The organism is Croceicoccus sediminis (assembly GCF_007570835.1).
In the GTDB taxonomy this organism is placed as follows: Bacteria; Pseudomonadota; Alphaproteobacteria; order Sphingomonadales; family Sphingomonadaceae; genus Croceicoccus; species Croceicoccus sediminis.
In genome coordinates this window covers 338,868-354,015 of record NZ_SUNC01000004.1, presented here as the reverse complement: position 1 = coordinate 354,015, position 15,148 = coordinate 338,868, and the positions used below count along the sequence as shown (strand labels likewise).

Here is a 15,148-nt window from a genome sequence, read left to right as displayed (position 1 = left end):
TTACTGCGGACCGGGGCCGCCGCGACCGGGCATGAAGCGGTAAGTGATGCGACCCTTGGTAAGGTCGTACGGCGTGAGTTCGACCAGGACTTCGTCGCCCACCAGCACGCGGATGCGGTTCTTGCGCATCTTGCCGGCAGTGTGGCCGAGAATCTCGTGATCGTTTTCCAGCCGCACCCGGAACATGGCGTTGGGCAGCAGTTCGACAACCGTGCCGCGCATTTCAAGGAGTTCTTCTTTGGCCATAAGGGGCTGCTTGCGCCCTTCCTTTCACTTCATAATGTTCGAAAAACGTGGGCGCGCCTTTAGCCGCACCTGCGCGAAATGGGAAGCCCAAGCCGCTTTTTCAATTGAGGCCGGTTGTGAACCGCCCTCGCCGGCAAACGCGATTTCGCCAGGATCACAGCGGGATGCGACAATCTGATACGCGTGGCGACTTGTGACGGATCGGCGGCATCGCCAGCTAAGGGCCATGAAATCGACCCCTTTCCTGACCAGCAGCGCAGTGCTTGTCATCGCCTTGTCCGCCGCGCCCGCCCTCGCGCAGGATGCCCCCGATATCGAGATGGACGACAACGAGATCGTCGTCACGGCAGAGCGTATTCGCGGACAGGTCGAGGCACCGCAGGCGCCCATCGCGGTGATCGGGGAAGACGAGATCGCCAGCTACGGTGTCTCCTCGCTGGCCGAGCTGATTGACGAACTGGCCCCGCAGACCGGCTCTGCCCGCGGGCGCGGCGGCGGCAGACCTGCATTCCTGGTCAATGGGCGACGGGTCACCGGCTTTCGCGAGATGCGCAACTATCCGCCCGAAGCGATCCGGCAGGTCGAAATCCTGCCCGAAGAAGTGGCCCTGCGCTATGGCTTCCGCCCGGACCAGCGCGTCGTGAACTTCATCCTGAAGGACAACTTCGTTTCGCTCAGCGCAGATGCCGAATACGGCTTTCCCTCGGGCGGCGGCTATTCGACCAACGAGATCGAGGGATCGTTCCTGCGGATCGATGGGGACAACCGGCTCAACCTCGCTTTCGAGGCCGAAGACAGCTCGATGCTGACTGAGGCGGAGCGGGACGTTTCCTCAGTCAGTGCGGTGCCGCTGGCAGGCGACGCCGATCCGGCGGCCTACCGCTCGCTGGTGGCCGACAGCCGCGACCTGCAGCTCAACGCCAACTGGAGCAAGAGCCTTGGCGAAGGCGGGCTGGGCGGGGCCATCACCCTTAGCGCCACGGCAACGCGGTCGGACAGCCTGTCGTGGCGCGGGCTGGACGCGGTGACGCTGACCGACGCGAATGGCAACAGCGCCTATCGCACGCTTTATGACGTGGACGCAGGTTTCGGCCCGCGCGTGCGCGACACGAAGAGCGAGGGCTTCGAACTGGGCGCGAGCTACGACACGCGGCTGGGCGACTGGGGCCTGACGGCAACGACCAATTGGGCGCATGACGAGACGCGCACGTTCACCGACGCCAGCGCCGATACCAGCGCGCTGCGGGACGCGGTGGCGGCGGGCACGATTGCCTTCGACGCACCGACCGCGACCCTGTTGAACAGCGGACTGGTGAGCGCGCGCGACACCTACCGGGCCGACACGAACACCGAATCCGTCTCGTCGCTCGTCACCCTGACCGGGCACCCCGTGGTCCTGCCTGCGGGCGAGATTTCGCTGGTGGTGAAAGCGGGCTACGACTGGGATGACATCGACAGTTCTGACACCCGCAATCCGTCAAGCGATGCAAGGTTGACGCGCGGCGATGCCAGCGGCGGTATCTCCCTTGGCCTGCCGATTGCCAGCAGGCGAGAGGGTGTGCTTTCCGCCATCGGCGACCTCACACTCGACCTGTCGGGCGGGGTCAATCACCTGTCGGATTTCGGCACCTTGTTCGATGGCAGTGCGGGCCTGACCTGGGGCGTGACCGACAAGCTCGACCTGCAGGCCAGCTACATCTACCGGGAGGCAGCACCCTCGCTCAGCCAGCTTGGTGCGCCGCAGGTCATAACGACGGGGGTCACCGTCTACGACTTCACGACCGGGCAGACAGTTCTGGTCGACGTGCTTTCGGGCGGCAATCCCGATCTTGTCGCGGAAAAGCAGAAGGACTGGAAATTCTCGCTGAACTGGGACCTGCCGGTGCTTCAGCGTTCGCGCTTCATCGTCGAATATTATGACGAGAATTCGACGAACGTGTCCTCTGCCTTCCCGGTGCTGACCCCCGCGATCGAGGCCGCGTTCCCGGGCCGGGTCGTGCGCGACGATAACGGCAACCTGCTATCCATCGACCAGCGCGCGGTGACTTTCGCCAGCCAGAACGGTCAGCGCATCCGTTACGGCATCGACATATCGGACCGGATCGCGGGCAAGGAGGACGAGGCGGGAAATCGCGGCAACCGAAAGCGGGGGCCGAGCATGGGTATGCCCGGAAGACGCAGTGGCGGACGGTGGAGCCTTGCGCTCTACCACACGTGGCGCCTGCAACAGGACGTGCTGATCGGCGCGAATGGCCCATTGCTGGACCTGCTGGACGGCGATTCGCTATCGAGCAGCCCGACCGCACGGCACGAAGTCGAAATGCGGGGCGGCGTATATTATAACGGCATCGGCCTGCGTCTGTCGGGCAATTACTACGGCGGATCGAGCGTCGACGGCAGTACGGCGACGGGGTCGACCTCGCTCGACTTCAATCCTTATGCGACGTTCGATGCGCGGCTGTTCGTGGACCTTGAGCGGCAGTTCAAGGATATCGATTTCCTGAAAGGCAGCCGCTTTTCGATCCGCGTCGACAATATCTTCGACGCACAGCAGCGCGTGACGGACGAGAACGGCGTGGTCCCGGTGAGCTACTTGCCCGATTTTACCGACCCGAAGGGCCGTTTCATCGAACTGGATTTCCGGAAACGGTTCTAGGGCTTTCATCCCCGCGCGAAATCCGGGGCCAAACGGGCGGATGACGGTTCCCTTCGCCGCCTGCGATTCCTATCTGGAAAGCCCATGTCGCGCGCAAAGGCCGGAACCCCGCCCACACCCACGGGCAGCGAACGCTTTCTGGAAGAGAAGGCGACTGCCGCCGTGCGCGGGTCGCAGCCGGATATCGAGGCCGGGGTCAAGGCCATCCGCGAAGTGCAGCGCACGCTGAAGCCGAAACCCGGCGTCTACCGCATGCAGGATGCGCGCGGCGACGTGCTCTATGTCGGCAAGGCACGCGCACTGAAGAACCGCGTGGCGAACTACACGCAAGTCGAACGCCTGCCGATGCGGTTGAAGCGCATGGTCGCGCAGACGCGGTCGATGACGATCGTGACGACGAATTCAGAGGCCGAGGCGCTCCTGCTCGAAGCGCAGCTGATCAAGCGTTATCGCCCGCCGTACAACGTGCTTTTGCGCGACGACAAGAGCTTCCCCTTCATCCTGCTGCGGTCCGATCATTCCTATCCGCGCATCATGAAGCACCGCGGCGCACGCCGGGCCAAGGGCAATTATTACGGCCCGTTTGCCAGTGCCGGTTCGGTCAACACCACGATCAATGCGCTGCAGAAACTGTTTCTTTTGCGCAGCTGCACCGACAGCTTCTTCTCACGCCGCGACCGGCCCTGCCTGCTTTACCAGATCAAGCGGTGTTCGGCCCCGTGCGTGGGCCGCATAGACGAAGCCGGATATGCCGAGTTGGTGGGCGAGGCGAAGGACTTTCTTGCCGGCAAGTCGAGTGCGGTCCAGGCCAAGATCGAGACGCAGATGGCAAAAGCTGCCGAAGCGCTCGATTTCGAAACCGCGGCAATGCTGCGCGATCGTTTGCGCGCGGCCACTTTCATTCAGGGCAGCCAGGCGATCAACGCGGCTGGCGTCGGCGATGCCGATGTCTTTGCTATGGCGACGAAGGGCGGGCAGGTCGGGATACAGGCTTTCTTTATTCGCGGCGGGCAGAACTGGGGTCACCGCGCGTTCTTCCCCCGCCATACCGAGGGGCTTGAGGAAGAGGCGGTGTTCTCCGCCTTCCTCGCCCAGTTCTATGAAGAAGTGCCGCCCGCAAAGACCATCCTGGTCGACCGCGAATTGCCGGACCGCGAACTGCTTGAAGAAGCGTTCTGCGAAAGCGCAGGGCGTGCCGTGTCGATCAGCGTGCCGCAGCGCGGGGACCGCCGCCGGTTGCTGGAACAGGCCGCCCGCAACGCGGTCGAGGCGCTGGAGCGCAGGCTGGCCGAAACCAGCACGCAGGCTGCGACCTTGCGCGAAACGGCGGAGTTCCTCGACCTGCCGGACATCCCGCAGCGGATCGAGGTTTACGACAACTCGCACATTCAGGGGACCAATTCGGTCGGCGCGATGATCGTGGCCGGGCCGGAAGGGTACCTGAAAAACCAGTACCGCAAGTTCAACATCAAGAAGGCGCAGACCAACGACGACTTTGGCATGATGCGCGAGGTCATGGAACGCCGCTTCAGCCGCGCGCTGAAGGAAGACCCCGACCGCGCCACACAAGGGAAAGGCGACGGGATGTGGCCCGACCTCGTCCTTGTCGACGGCGGCAAGGGGCAGGTGTCGGCGGTGATGGACACGCTGGAGGAACTGGGCATCGAGGACGTCAACGTCGTCGGCGTAGCCAAGGGGCCGCACCATGGCCGCGAAGGCCGCGAGGTGTTCCATTTTCCCGACGGGCGCGAAAAGACGCTGCCCACCAATTCACCGGTCCTGTTCTATCTGCAACGCTTGCGCGATGAAGTGCACCGGTTCGCCATCGGCGCTCACCGTGCCAAGCGCAGCCGTGCCATACAGGCCAGCCCGCTGGACGAGATTCCCGGCATCGGCCCCGCGCGAAAGCGGGCGCTGCTGCTGCATTTCGGCACGGCGGGCAAAGTGCGCGCGGCCGGGCTTGAGGATTTGCGCCGCGTGCCGGGTGTGTCGGCCGCCGTGGCGCGGCAGATATACGATTTCTACCATCCGAACGGCTGACACACAGGCTTTTGCACCGATCGATACTGGCAAAACAGGGGCGGGTGCCTAGATAGGCGGCAGTTCCGGGAGACAATGATGAGCAGCCTCGTAGGCCCTGATGAAGACAATCCGCTCGGCAAACCGCCGGTGCCCGACGACGTGCAGGAAGCGATCCGCACGCTGATCCGCTGGTCCGGCGACGATCCGGAGCGTGAGGGCCTGATCGACACACCCAAGCGCGTGGCGCGCGCGTGGAAGGAATATTGCGTCGGTTATCAGGAAGACCCGGCCATCCACTTGTCCCGCATTTTCGAGGAAGTGGGCGGATATGACGAGGTCGTCCTCTTGAAGGATATCCCGTTCCAGTCGCACTGCGAACACCACATGGCCCCGATCATCGGCAAGGCGGCCATCGCCTATCTGCCGAGGGATCACGTCGTCGGCATTTCCAAGCTGGCGCGCGTTCTCCACGGCTTTGCCCGCCGCTTGCAGATCCAGGAACGCCTGACCGCCGAAGTCGCGCAGTGCATCTGGGACCACCTGAAGCCGCATGGCGTTGCCGTGGTGATCGAGGCGAGCCATGCCTGCATGACCGCGCGCGGCGTGCGCACCCCCGGCGTTGCCATGACGACTAGCCGGATGATGGGCACGTTCCTCGAAGATCAGCGCAGCCGGAAGGAAGTGCTGTCCCTGATGGGCTACTGATTTCAGGTCGCCCTTGGCCTGAAATCACCCGCCTGATACCCGTGCGCGGCCAAACTCTCCCGCACGCGGGCGAGGGCGGCGCCCTGGGGGTCGGGTTCTTCCAGAAGCGCGAAGCTTCCCGACACGACGAAGCTGCAATGGCCGTGCACGACGGCGACCAGCGAGCGGGCGAGGCGCACGACATCGGCCTCTGTCCCTGTGGGTAGCACGGCGCGGATTTCGTCCTCTACGATCTGGGTCAGTCCGGCGCGGCGGGCCTTGTCCTCTTCGGGAAGGTCCATCCCCTCGGGCAGTCGGTGCGCATAGATCGCGGACCAGAGTTCGGGCGAGTGTTCGGCAAAGGCGAAGTAGCCATCGACCAGCGCGGCGATCCGGTCCTCTTGCGCGCAGTCCATCCGTTCGCGCAGGATCTGCGCCCATATCTCGAAACTGCGCGAATTGATCGCGGCGATCAGGCCATCGACTGATCCGAACAGGTTTGAAATCGTGCCGACCGAATAGCCGACACGCTTCGCGACCTCGCGCCCCGAGAATTTCGCAAGGCCCGCCTGCGCCAAGTGGGCGTGCCCTTCCAAGATGAAGAGCGCGCGCAATTCCTCTCGTGTATGATCCGATCTGCGTCCCATGAAGAGCGGTCTAGCCAAACAAATGAACACTGTCCAATAAATATATTGAACACCGTTCAGTAATCGGTTATCTCCGCCGCGACGAAGGGGAAGGACGAACGTGATGGAATGGCTGATCATCATCGGGATGGGCGTTACGCTGTACCAGTTGTGGCGCAGGGTCGAACGGTTGGAAGAACGGCTGTCGATGCAGGAAATGCTGGGCCGCCGGCCTGTCGTTCCCATGGAAGAGGCGGCCATGCCCGTTGTAGAGCCTGTGGCGGAACACTCCGCACAGCCCGAACCGGCGGCGGCAACCACGGTGCCGCGGGTCAGACGCGCCGTCGCCCGCGTCACGGGCAGCGTTTCCTCCATGACATCAAGACCCGCTGCCACGACCACAGTATCGGATGAAAAGCCCGGCATCGCCTTCAATTTCGAAGACCTGTTCGGCCGACAGCTTCCGATATGGGCGGGCGGCATCACGCTCGCCATCGCGGGCTTCTTCCTTGTCATGTACGCGATCGAACTGGGCCTGTTGTCGCCTTCGGTCCGCGTGTTCATGGGCTTCCTTTTCGGTGGCACGCTGATCGGCGGGGCCTTCGTGGCCGAGAAGATGGCAGAGCGTATCGCCGACATTCGCGTGCCGCAGGCGCTGGCGGGGGCGGGGATCGCGACGCTTTATGCCTGTTTCTACCTTGCCGGTACGGGATACGGGCTGATCGGTGCGGGCTTCGCCTTTGCGGGGCTTGCGGCGGTGACGGCGGGCGCGATCTACCTGTCGTTCCGGTTCGGCCTGCCTTGTGCGGTTCTGGGCCTGCTGGGCGGGTTTGCTGCACCCATGATGGTGTCGGCGGACGAAGCCAACTTGCCGATCCTGTCGATCTATCTCGCGCTCGTATCGGCGGGGCTGGTGCTGACCGGCAATCGCCAGCAGCGCCCCTGGCTGGGTGCGGCGGCGATGGGTGGCGGCCTGCTCTGGGGCCTGCTGCTGCTGTTTTCGCAGGACCTGACTTTCGCCGACCAGCTTTTCGTCGGCGTCTACCTGATCGGGGTCGGCGCGGTGCTGCCGACTGCGCTGGGCGAAGTCCCGTTCCGCCACTGGCTGCGTGCGGGGGCAGGGGCGTTTGCCGCGCTGCAGATGGCGATCCTGATCGATCAGGGCGGCTATTCGCTGCTGGCGTGGGGGCTCTATGTCCTGCTCGGCGGCGCGCTGGCTTTCCTTGCGTGGAAAAAGACCGAATTGCGCGATCCCCAAGCACTGGCCGCCGCGATCGCGATTTTCATGCTGGCATTCTGGCCTAACCCGGAAGAGGGCGAATTCGCCCTGATCGGCGGGGCGATGGCGGCGATTTTCGCTGTGGTCCCGCTGTTCCATATCTGGCGGGGCGAGCGGCTTCGCGCCGACGTCGTGCAGGTCGCAGGCTTTGCCCCCGGCCTCGCGCTCGCCGCGACGTGGCAGTTCGGCGATGTCTTCCACGACTTCCTGCCGGTGCTGGGCGCGGTTTCGCTGGCCCTTGCGGCGCTGCCCGCGCTGGCCGCATCGCGCCTTTCGCCCGATGGCGGCTGGAAGGTCTGGCTGCTGGAATTTTCCGCCGCGATGACTTGCGTCGTCGCCTTCTCGCAAGTTCTGCATGATGACTGGGGCGCGATCGCCTGTGCGCTGGCGGCGATTGCCCTTGCCCTTGGCCTGCCGCGCCGTGTCGCCGCCGCGCGGACGTTTGCCGGGGTGGCCGCAGCCTTTGCAGTCTTCCCCCTGATCGCATGGATCGACGCGGGGCTGGATGCGCTGGTGGGGGAACCGTTCTTCCTGTCCGACCTTGAAAGCTGGCAGGATACCATGCGCTACCTGGTGCCTGGTGTTCTGGCGACACTCGTCGTGGCGTACAGGCAGACCGGCATCGGTAGAGCCCGCGTCGTACAGGCGATGGCCGTCCTTGGCGGGGCAGGTGCGGTGATCGCGCTGCACAGCTTCTACAAGCTCGGCTTCGCGATCGACGGTTATACCCGCTTCGTGACTTACGGCCTTGCCGAAAGGACTGTCTGGGAAGCCCTGCTCGTCGCGGCCGCCTTCGCCCTTTTTCAGGTTCGGGATCGCATCGCCTTTGCCCGCATGGTCGCTATCGCCCTTCTGGCCGCTGCGCTTGCCCACTTCGGCTGGTTCACGTTCCTGTGGCACAACCCCTTGGGCACTGCGCAGGCGGTTGGCCCGATGCCGGTGGCAAACCTCGCCCTTGCCGCATACGGCGTTGCGATTGCTGCGCTGGTCATCGGCAAGTCCGTTTCCTCGCCGCAATGGCGCCGGGCGGCCGACATCGCGATCATGGTGCTGCTGCCGGTTCTGGCCATTACCCTGCTGCGTCAGGGCTTCAGCGGCACGATCCTGACGGCACAGCCGATGGGGCAGGGGGAGGATCTCCTGCGCTCGCTATCGGGCATCGTGCTGGCCATCGGATACCTGCTGTGGGGCGCGCGCCGTGAGGATCGGACCTGGCGTATCGGATCGCTCGTCCTGATGATCCTGGCGGTCGGCAAGGTGTTTATCGTCGATGCCGCCGTGCTGGAAGGATTGGCCCGCATCGCCAGCTTCCTGGCATTGGGCTTCAGCCTGATCGGGATCGGCTGGTTCTACTCGCGCATATTGGCTCGGCCCCGGCAGGACGCGCCTCAACCCTGAGCAGGCTGAGGCGCGGCCAGTTCGATCAAGCCGTCGATGACCGATGGGTCCTCGATGGTCTGGGGCACCACGATCTCGTCACCGTTGAGGATCGCGCGAAGCAGGTTGCGCAGGACTTTGCCCGAACGGGTCTTGGGCAGCGCATCGGCGAAGAATACGTCGCGCGGGGACGCGATCGGGCCGATATCCTCACGGATGGTGCGTACGATGTCCTTTTTCACCGCGTCGAGATCGCCGGTCCCGCCGCGCGTGATGACGAAGGCGACCGCCATTTCGCCCTTCAGTTCATCTGCCGCGCCGACAACGGCGCATTCGACGACCGCGGGGTGATTGGCGACGACTTCTTCCATCTGCCCGGTCGACAACCGGTGTCCGGCGACGTTGATGATATCGTCGGTGCGGCCCATGATGTGGATGAAGCCATCCTCGTCGATCATGCCGGCATCGCCGGTGGTGTAGTGGCCGGGAAAATCGACAAAGCCCGATGCGAATTTTTCGGGGTTGTTCCAAAGCGCGCGGAAATTACCTGGCGGCAGCGGCTGTTCGATCAGCAGGGTGCCGACCTTGCCGGGGGCCGCGTCCTCGCCCGCTTCGTCCTTGACCTTGAAGCGATAGCCCGGAACCGCGCGGCCTGCACTGCCCGGCTTGATATGTGTTTCGCCAAGGCCGAAGCACGTGGCGATGGCGGGCCAGCCCAGTTCGGTCTGCCACCAGTGGTCGATCACCGGCTTGCCCAGCTTTTCCGCGATCCACAGCAGCGTGTCGGGATCGGCGCGTTCGCCTGCAAGAAACAGGGCGCTAAGGCTGTCGAGGCTGGCATGCGCGATGAACTCGCCGTCGGGATCGGCGCGGCGAATGGCACGGATCGCGGTGGGCGCGGTGAACAGCGACTTGACCTGATGCTTGTCGACGAGGTTCCAGAATATCCCGGCATCGGGCGTGCCGACGGGCTTGCCTTCGAACAGGATCGTCGTCGCCCCGGCCAGCAGCGGGCCATAGACGATATAGCTGTGCCCCACGACCCAGCCGATGTCAGACGCGGCCCAGAAAACGTCCCCCGCATCGATCGCGTAGATGTTCTTCATCGTCCATGCCAGCGCCGCGGCATGTCCGCCGTTGTCGCGCACCACGCCCTTGGGCGTGCCGGTCGTGCCCGAAGTGTAGAGGATGTAGAGGGGATCGGTGCTGGCCACCGGCACCGGACCTGTCGGCGATGCCGCGTCGTAGGCGGCCTGCCAGTCGATGTCGCGGTTGGGCACCAGGTCGGCGTGCAGTTCCTCGCGCTGGTGGATGATGGCAACATCGGGCTTGTGCGAGGATAGCTCGATCGCCTTGTCGAGCAGCGGCTTGTAGGCAATCGTGCGCCCCGGCTCCAGCCCGCAGGACGCCGACATGATGGCGGCGGGTTTGCAGTCGTCGATGCGCTTGGCCAGTTCCGGGGCGGCGAACCCGCCGAAGACGACCGAATGGATCGCCCCGATGCGGGCGCAGGCCAGCATGGCGAACAGCGCTTCGGGCACCATCGGCATGTAGATCACGACACGGTCGCCCGCCTTTACCCCTGCGTCACGCAGCATTCCGGCCGTGCGCGACACGCGTTCGAGCAGGTCGTCATAAGTGAAGCTGGCCGAACGGCCGGTGATCGGGCTTTCGTAGATCACGGCAACCTGCGATCCGCGCCCGGCCGCGACATGGCGATCGACCGCATTGGCGCAGGTATTCAGCTTGCCATCGGGAAACCAGCTGTCGGTGCCCTCGTCATGGGCGATGGTCGGCGCCTCGCTCCATTCCAGGGTTTTCGCCACGTCCATCCAGAACCCCTGCGGGTCGCGGTCCGCCGTTTTGAAAGCCTTTTCGTATGCCACCCGGTGTCTCCCTCAAGACCTGTTCAATCGGTATTGCCGATGGGGCGTCCCAAATCGTGCGAACGCCCCATGGCCCATCATTCTGGCACAGGCAGCCTTTCGCTGCTTGTCCCACAGTGCGCTAGAAGCTGTATTTGGCGGAAACCTGCACTTTCTGAAGGTTGCCGTCGAGACCGGCCTCGTTTTCGCGTTCGACGTACATGTATTCCACGCCCAGATCGAGTTTCGGAACGGGCGTATAGATAACGTTGGCCAGCGCGTTCCACACCGTGTCGGTCGGCGATGCGGATGTCAGCGCGACGGGGTTGTCCGCCTTGAAATAGCTGCCCGCGATAGTGGACCGCAGTTTGTCGCCCCAGACGTGGCGATAGGCGGCAAATCCGGAATAGCTCGCGATGGCATCGAGATCGCCGGTGACCGGATCGATCGCGGCATCGTTGACGATGTTGAGCCCGATGTACCGGCCAAGCCCTTCGCCCGCGTTCACCATGAAGCGGAAGTCGTCCTTCTCGCCGATGCCGATCTTGCCCGACACTGATACGCCGTAACCCAGCGTGCTGTCGCTGCCGAGGCCGAAGTCGTCGTTCGACACTTTCAGCTGGCGCCCGATCGCGGCGATGGAGAACGCACTTTTCCCGGCTTTCTTGTCGAAGCGCAGGACGACATCGGGCAGGGCATCGTCACCCGGTGTCACGCGGCCGCCAGTGGCGGTGGTGACAGTCGTTTCGGGCTGTTCGACCGCGATGGAAAGCCCGCTTTTGGTGGTATAACGGACCAGCGGCTGACGCACGAAGACCGTGCCCGGCGTGGTGCCGATGAAGTCCAGCGTGTCGGGCAGGGCGCCCACGTTGAAGAACGTGCCCCAGGTCTGGCCGATGGTCCATCCGTCGTAAGTGACGAAGGCATGGCGCAGGCGCGGGGTGTAGGAATTGGTGATGCGCTCGTCCCCGCCGCTGGTGACCATGAAGTCCATTTCCAGCGTCGTGCCCAGCGTCTTGCCCGCAACCGGGGTCGCGGTCTTGATGGCCACGCGGCTCTGGCGGGCGTTGAAATCGGTGTCCCACCCCGAACCGGCGCCGTCGCCCACGGGCACGACGCTCGGTATCAGGAAGTCGCGCAGGAACGTGTCGCCGCCCAGTTGCCCCGCGCTGGTGCGCGCGGTGATCGCGTCCATCTTGACGTAACCGCCGATGGTAACTTGCGTATCGCCGATGTGGAAGCCGGACTTGTCCGAGGTTTCGACCGCCGCGACGCGGGTTTCAAGCTCGCCCTGTCTTGCCGCCACGGCGCGCGTTTCAGCAACGGCGGCGCGCATTTCTGTGACGGCAGCCTGAGTCTGCGGATCGGCGGGTGCGTTCTGCTGCGCATCCATCCGCGCCTCGAGCGCCATGATCATGGCCTCCAGCTTGTCGAGCCGGTCCTCTACCGAAGCTTGCGCATGGGCTGCGGCCGGTGCCAGTGCCGTGGCGGCCAGGAGGCCCGCGGCAATGGAACGACGCAACACTTTGCCAGACGTATTCGTGTACATCAGGAATTCCCCTCCCCATCTGTCGTGGATGTGGCGCAAGAGGTCGCAGTTTTGGGTGGGTCGCTCTATCGGCAATACGTCTATAAGACTAAGGTCGAGAAGCGCGAACGGCCGCGAGACGCTAGGGAATGCGTGTTTTTCGCGGTTGCAACGAAATTATCGGACAACACTCGAATTCGGGGGAGTAGCATGCAGGAAACAATCGAACGCCAAGGTGACGTCGTCGCCGTTCCCGCCAGTGCAAAAGAAGGCACTTCGTGCACGCTGGAACAGTACAACCAGATGTATGCCCGATCGGTCGATGATCCGGACGGATTCTGGATGGAACAGGCAGAGCGGCTCGACTGGATCGAGAAGCCCACGAAAGTCGCCGACTGGTCGTTCGATCCGGTCGACATCAAGTGGTTCACCGATGGCAAGCTGAACATCTGCGCCAATGCGCTGGACCGCCACGTCGCGGCGGGCAAGGGCGATACCGTCGCGCTGATCTTCGAACCCGACAGCCCCGACACCCCCGACCGCAAGATCACTTACGCCGACCTGCTGGCCGACGTGATCAAGATGGCCAACACGCTGAAGAAGATGGGCGTGAAGAAGGGCGACCGCGTCACGATCTACATGCCGATGATCCCCGAAGGCGCGGTGGCCATGCTGGCCTGTGCCCGTATCGGCGCGGTCCACTCGGTCGTCTTCGGCGGCTTTTCGCCCGACGCCATCGCCGGCCGCATCGAGGATTGCCAGTCCGACTACGTCATCTGCGCTGATGAAGGTCTGCGCGGATCCAAGCGCGTGCCGCTAAAGGGCAATGTCGACGAGGCGCTGAAGAAGGTCGCCGTCAAATCGGTGCTGGTCGTGCGCCACACTGGCGGCGACGTGAACATGACCGAGGGCCGCGATCACTGGTATCATGAGTTTTCGCAAGGCGTGGACACCGAATGCGCGCCCGAGGCGATGAACGCGGAAGACCCGCTGTTCATCCTCTACACCTCCGGTTCGACGGGCAAGCCGAAGGGCGTCGTCCATACTATCGGCGGTTATGCCGTGTGGACCGAAACGACCTTCCGCTACACGTTCGATTACCGCCCCGGCGAAATCTACTGGTGCACCGCGGACATCGGCTGGGTCACGGGTCACAGCTACATCGTCTATGGCCCGCTTCAGGCAGGGGCCACCGCGCTGATGTTCGAAGGCGTGCCCAACTATCCCGACCATGACCGGTTCTGGGCGGTCTGCGACAAGCACAAGGTCAACATCTTCTACACTGCGCCCACCGCGATTCGCGCCCTGATGCGCGAAGGCGATGCCCACGTGAAGAAGCATGACCTGTCCTCGCTGCGCCTGCTGGGCACGGTGGGCGAGCCCATCAACCCCGAGGCATGGCGCTGGTATTACGAACAGGTCGGACACGGCGAGTGCCCGATCGTCGACACCTGGTGGCAGACGGAAACGGGTGGCCACATGATCACCACGCTTCCCGGCGCACATGCGATGAAGCCGGGCAGCGCGGGCAAGCCGTTCTTCGGCATCTGCCCGCAGCTGGTCGACAACGACGGCAACGTGCTGGACGGCGCGACCGAGGGGAACCTGTGCATCACGCGCAGCTGGCCCGGACAGGCGCGCACCGTCTATGGCGACCACGACCGCTTCATCCAGACCTACTTCGCCACCTACAAGGGCAAGTATTTCACCGGCGATGGCTGCCGCCGCGATGCGGACGACTATTACTGGATCACGGGCCGCGTCGACGACGTCATCAACGTGTCCGGCCACCGCATGGGCACGGCAGAGGTCGAAAGCGCGCTGGTCCTGCACGAACTGGTCGCCGAATCGGCGGTCGTCGGCTTCCCGCACGATATCAAGGGGCAGGGCATCTACTGCTATGTCACCTTGAACGCGGGCGTGGAACCTGACGATGAGCTGGCCAAGGTGCTGCGCAACTGGGTCCGCACCGAAATCGGACCCATCGCATCGCCCGACCACATCCAGTTCACGCCGGGCCTGCCCAAGACCCGTTCGGGCAAGATCATGCGCCGCATCTTGCGCAAGATCGCGGAGAACGACTTCGGTTCGCTGGGCGACACGTCCACGCTTGCCGACCCGAGCCTGGTCGACGGGCTTATCGAAGGCCGCCTGAACCGATAGGTTTTTAGGCGTTGTCGACAGTCCTTGGGAGAGGGCCTGATCGTGGGGGGGAAGGAAATGACCGGGCGGATCGTAATCGCCGATGACCATCCGCTGCTGCGTGCAGCGGTGCGCGGATGTGTCGAACAATCGTGGCCGGGCCGCGACGTGGTGGAGGTGGCCGACGCCGCCTCTGCCCGCGCCGAGGTGGGCCGAGGCGATGTCGAGCTGCTGACGCTGGACCTGCACATGGCGGACAGCGCCGGGCTGCAGACGTTGATGGCCTTCCGCCAGGACTTTCCGGCCGTTCCCATCGTCATCGTGTCCGCCAGCGAGGACGCGAAAGTAAGGCGCGGCGCCCGCGAACTGGGTGCCGCCGCCTTCATCCCGAAAAGCGCGCCGCTACCCTTGATGAGAGAGGCACTGACCGCCGTGGCCGAAGGGGACTACTGGTTTCCCGAAGAGGGTGAGGTGACCGAGCAGGATGCCAGCAACCTAGAAAAGCTGGCCCGCCTGACCCCGGCGCAGCGCCGCATTTTGACGCTGGTTTCCGAAGGCAAGCTGAACAAGCAGATCGCCCACGAAATGGACATTTCCGAAGCGACGGTGAAAGCGCACATGACCGCGATCTTCCGCCGCCTGGGCGTCGTGAACCGCACGCAGGCCGTGCTGATCGCCAAGGAGCTCGACGCGGCAGTCCCGCCCGCAGGGGCATAAGGGGGC

Annotated in this window: 10 protein-coding genes; 6 read left to right on the top strand and 4 right to left on the bottom strand. The window is 64.2% G+C overall.

Annotation, left to right across the window (positions count from 1 at the left end; genetic code table 11):
- Entirely contained in the window at positions 1-246 is a 246-nt protein-coding gene (gene infA, locus FAX90_RS14800; protein ID WP_066761159.1) for a translation initiation factor IF-1, read from the bottom strand.
- A 226-nt stretch (positions 247-472) separates the two neighbouring features.
- On the opposite strand from infA, the gene FAX90_RS14795 reads away from it, so the two are divergent.
- The 3 genes from FAX90_RS14795 to folE all read left to right on the top strand — a co-directional run bounded on the left by FAX90_RS14795 (position 473) and on the right by folE (position 5,629).
- On the top strand, positions 473-2,902 hold the full coding sequence (locus FAX90_RS14795; RefSeq protein ID WP_144098184.1) for a TonB-dependent receptor domain-containing protein: 2,430 nt from the start codon (positions 473-475) through the stop codon (positions 2,900-2,902).
- Positions 2,903-2,986: 84 nt separating this feature from the next.
- Positions 2,987-4,942, top strand: coding sequence for an excinuclease ABC subunit UvrC (uvrC, locus tag FAX90_RS14790; protein ID WP_205700702.1), 1,956 nt, complete (start codon positions 2,987-2,989; stop codon positions 4,940-4,942).
- 78 nt (positions 4,943-5,020) lie between these two features.
- On the top strand, positions 5,021-5,629 hold the full coding sequence (gene folE, locus FAX90_RS14785) for a GTP cyclohydrolase I FolE (protein WP_144098182.1): 609 nt from the start codon (positions 5,021-5,023) through the stop codon (positions 5,627-5,629).
- Positions 5,630-5,631: 2 nt separating this feature from the next.
- Here the strand turns inward: folE and FAX90_RS14780 are convergent, their stop codons facing one another.
- Positions 5,632-6,255 (bottom strand): TetR/AcrR family transcriptional regulator, encoded by a 624-nt coding sequence (locus tag FAX90_RS14780; protein ID WP_144098181.1) that lies wholly within the window; start codon positions 6,253-6,255, stop codon positions 5,632-5,634.
- Between the two features lie 103 nt (positions 6,256-6,358).
- On the opposite strand from FAX90_RS14780, the gene FAX90_RS14775 reads away from it, so the two are divergent.
- Positions 6,359-8,911 (top strand): DUF2339 domain-containing protein, encoded by a 2,553-nt coding sequence (locus FAX90_RS14775; protein ID WP_144098180.1) that lies wholly within the window; start codon positions 6,359-6,361, stop codon positions 8,909-8,911.
- Here FAX90_RS14775 and FAX90_RS14770 read toward each other — a convergent pair.
- Together FAX90_RS14770 and FAX90_RS14765 are read right to left on the bottom strand one after the other, a co-directional pair.
- Positions 8,902-10,776, bottom strand: coding sequence for an AMP-binding protein (locus FAX90_RS14770; protein ID WP_240704933.1), 1,875 nt, complete (start codon positions 10,774-10,776; stop codon positions 8,902-8,904). The two genes, FAX90_RS14775 and FAX90_RS14770, sit on opposite strands and share 10 nt — an antisense overlap.
- Before the next feature lie 121 nt (positions 10,777-10,897).
- Positions 10,898-12,304, bottom strand: a complete 1,407-nt coding sequence (locus tag FAX90_RS14765) for a DcaP family trimeric outer membrane transporter (protein ID WP_144098179.1) — start codon at positions 12,302-12,304, stop codon at positions 10,898-10,900.
- Between the two features lie 189 nt (positions 12,305-12,493).
- On the opposite strand from FAX90_RS14765, the gene acs reads away from it, so the two are divergent.
- Both acs and FAX90_RS14755 read left to right on the top strand, forming a co-directional pair.
- Positions 12,494-14,446, top strand: coding sequence for an acetate--CoA ligase (gene acs, locus FAX90_RS14760; protein WP_144098178.1), 1,953 nt, complete (start codon positions 12,494-12,496; stop codon positions 14,444-14,446).
- 57 nt (positions 14,447-14,503) lie between these two features.
- On the top strand, positions 14,504-15,142 hold the full coding sequence (locus FAX90_RS14755) for a LuxR C-terminal-related transcriptional regulator (RefSeq protein ID WP_144098177.1): 639 nt from the start codon (positions 14,504-14,506) through the stop codon (positions 15,140-15,142).
- The last annotated feature ends 6 nt before the right edge of the window (positions 15,143-15,148 follow it).

Bases quoted from the DNA above. Each gene is read 5' to 3' on its own strand.
- FAX90_RS14775 (WP_144098180.1), top strand. From the start codon at position 6,359: ATGGAATGGCTGATCATCATCGGGATGGGCGTTACGCTGTACCAGTTG.
- FAX90_RS14780 (WP_144098181.1), bottom strand. From the start codon at position 6,255: ATGGGACGCAGATCGGATCATACACGAGAGGAATTGCGCGCGCTCTTC.
- FAX90_RS14755 (WP_144098177.1), top strand. From the start codon at position 14,504: ATGACCGGGCGGATCGTAATCGCCGATGACCATCCGCTGCTGCGTGCA.
- uvrC (WP_205700702.1), top strand. From the start codon at position 2,987: ATGTCGCGCGCAAAGGCCGGAACCCCGCCCACACCCACGGGCAGCGAA.
- folE (WP_144098182.1), top strand. From the start codon at position 5,021: ATGAGCAGCCTCGTAGGCCCTGATGAAGACAATCCGCTCGGCAAACCG.
- infA (WP_066761159.1), bottom strand. From the start codon at position 246: ATGGCCAAAGAAGAACTCCTTGAAATGCGCGGCACGGTTGTCGAACTG.
- FAX90_RS14795 (WP_144098184.1), top strand. From the start codon at position 473: ATGAAATCGACCCCTTTCCTGACCAGCAGCGCAGTGCTTGTCATCGCC.
- acs (WP_144098178.1), top strand. From the start codon at position 12,494: ATGCAGGAAACAATCGAACGCCAAGGTGACGTCGTCGCCGTTCCCGCC.
- FAX90_RS14765 (WP_144098179.1), bottom strand. From the start codon at position 12,304: ATGTACACGAATACGTCTGGCAAAGTGTTGCGTCGTTCCATTGCCGCG.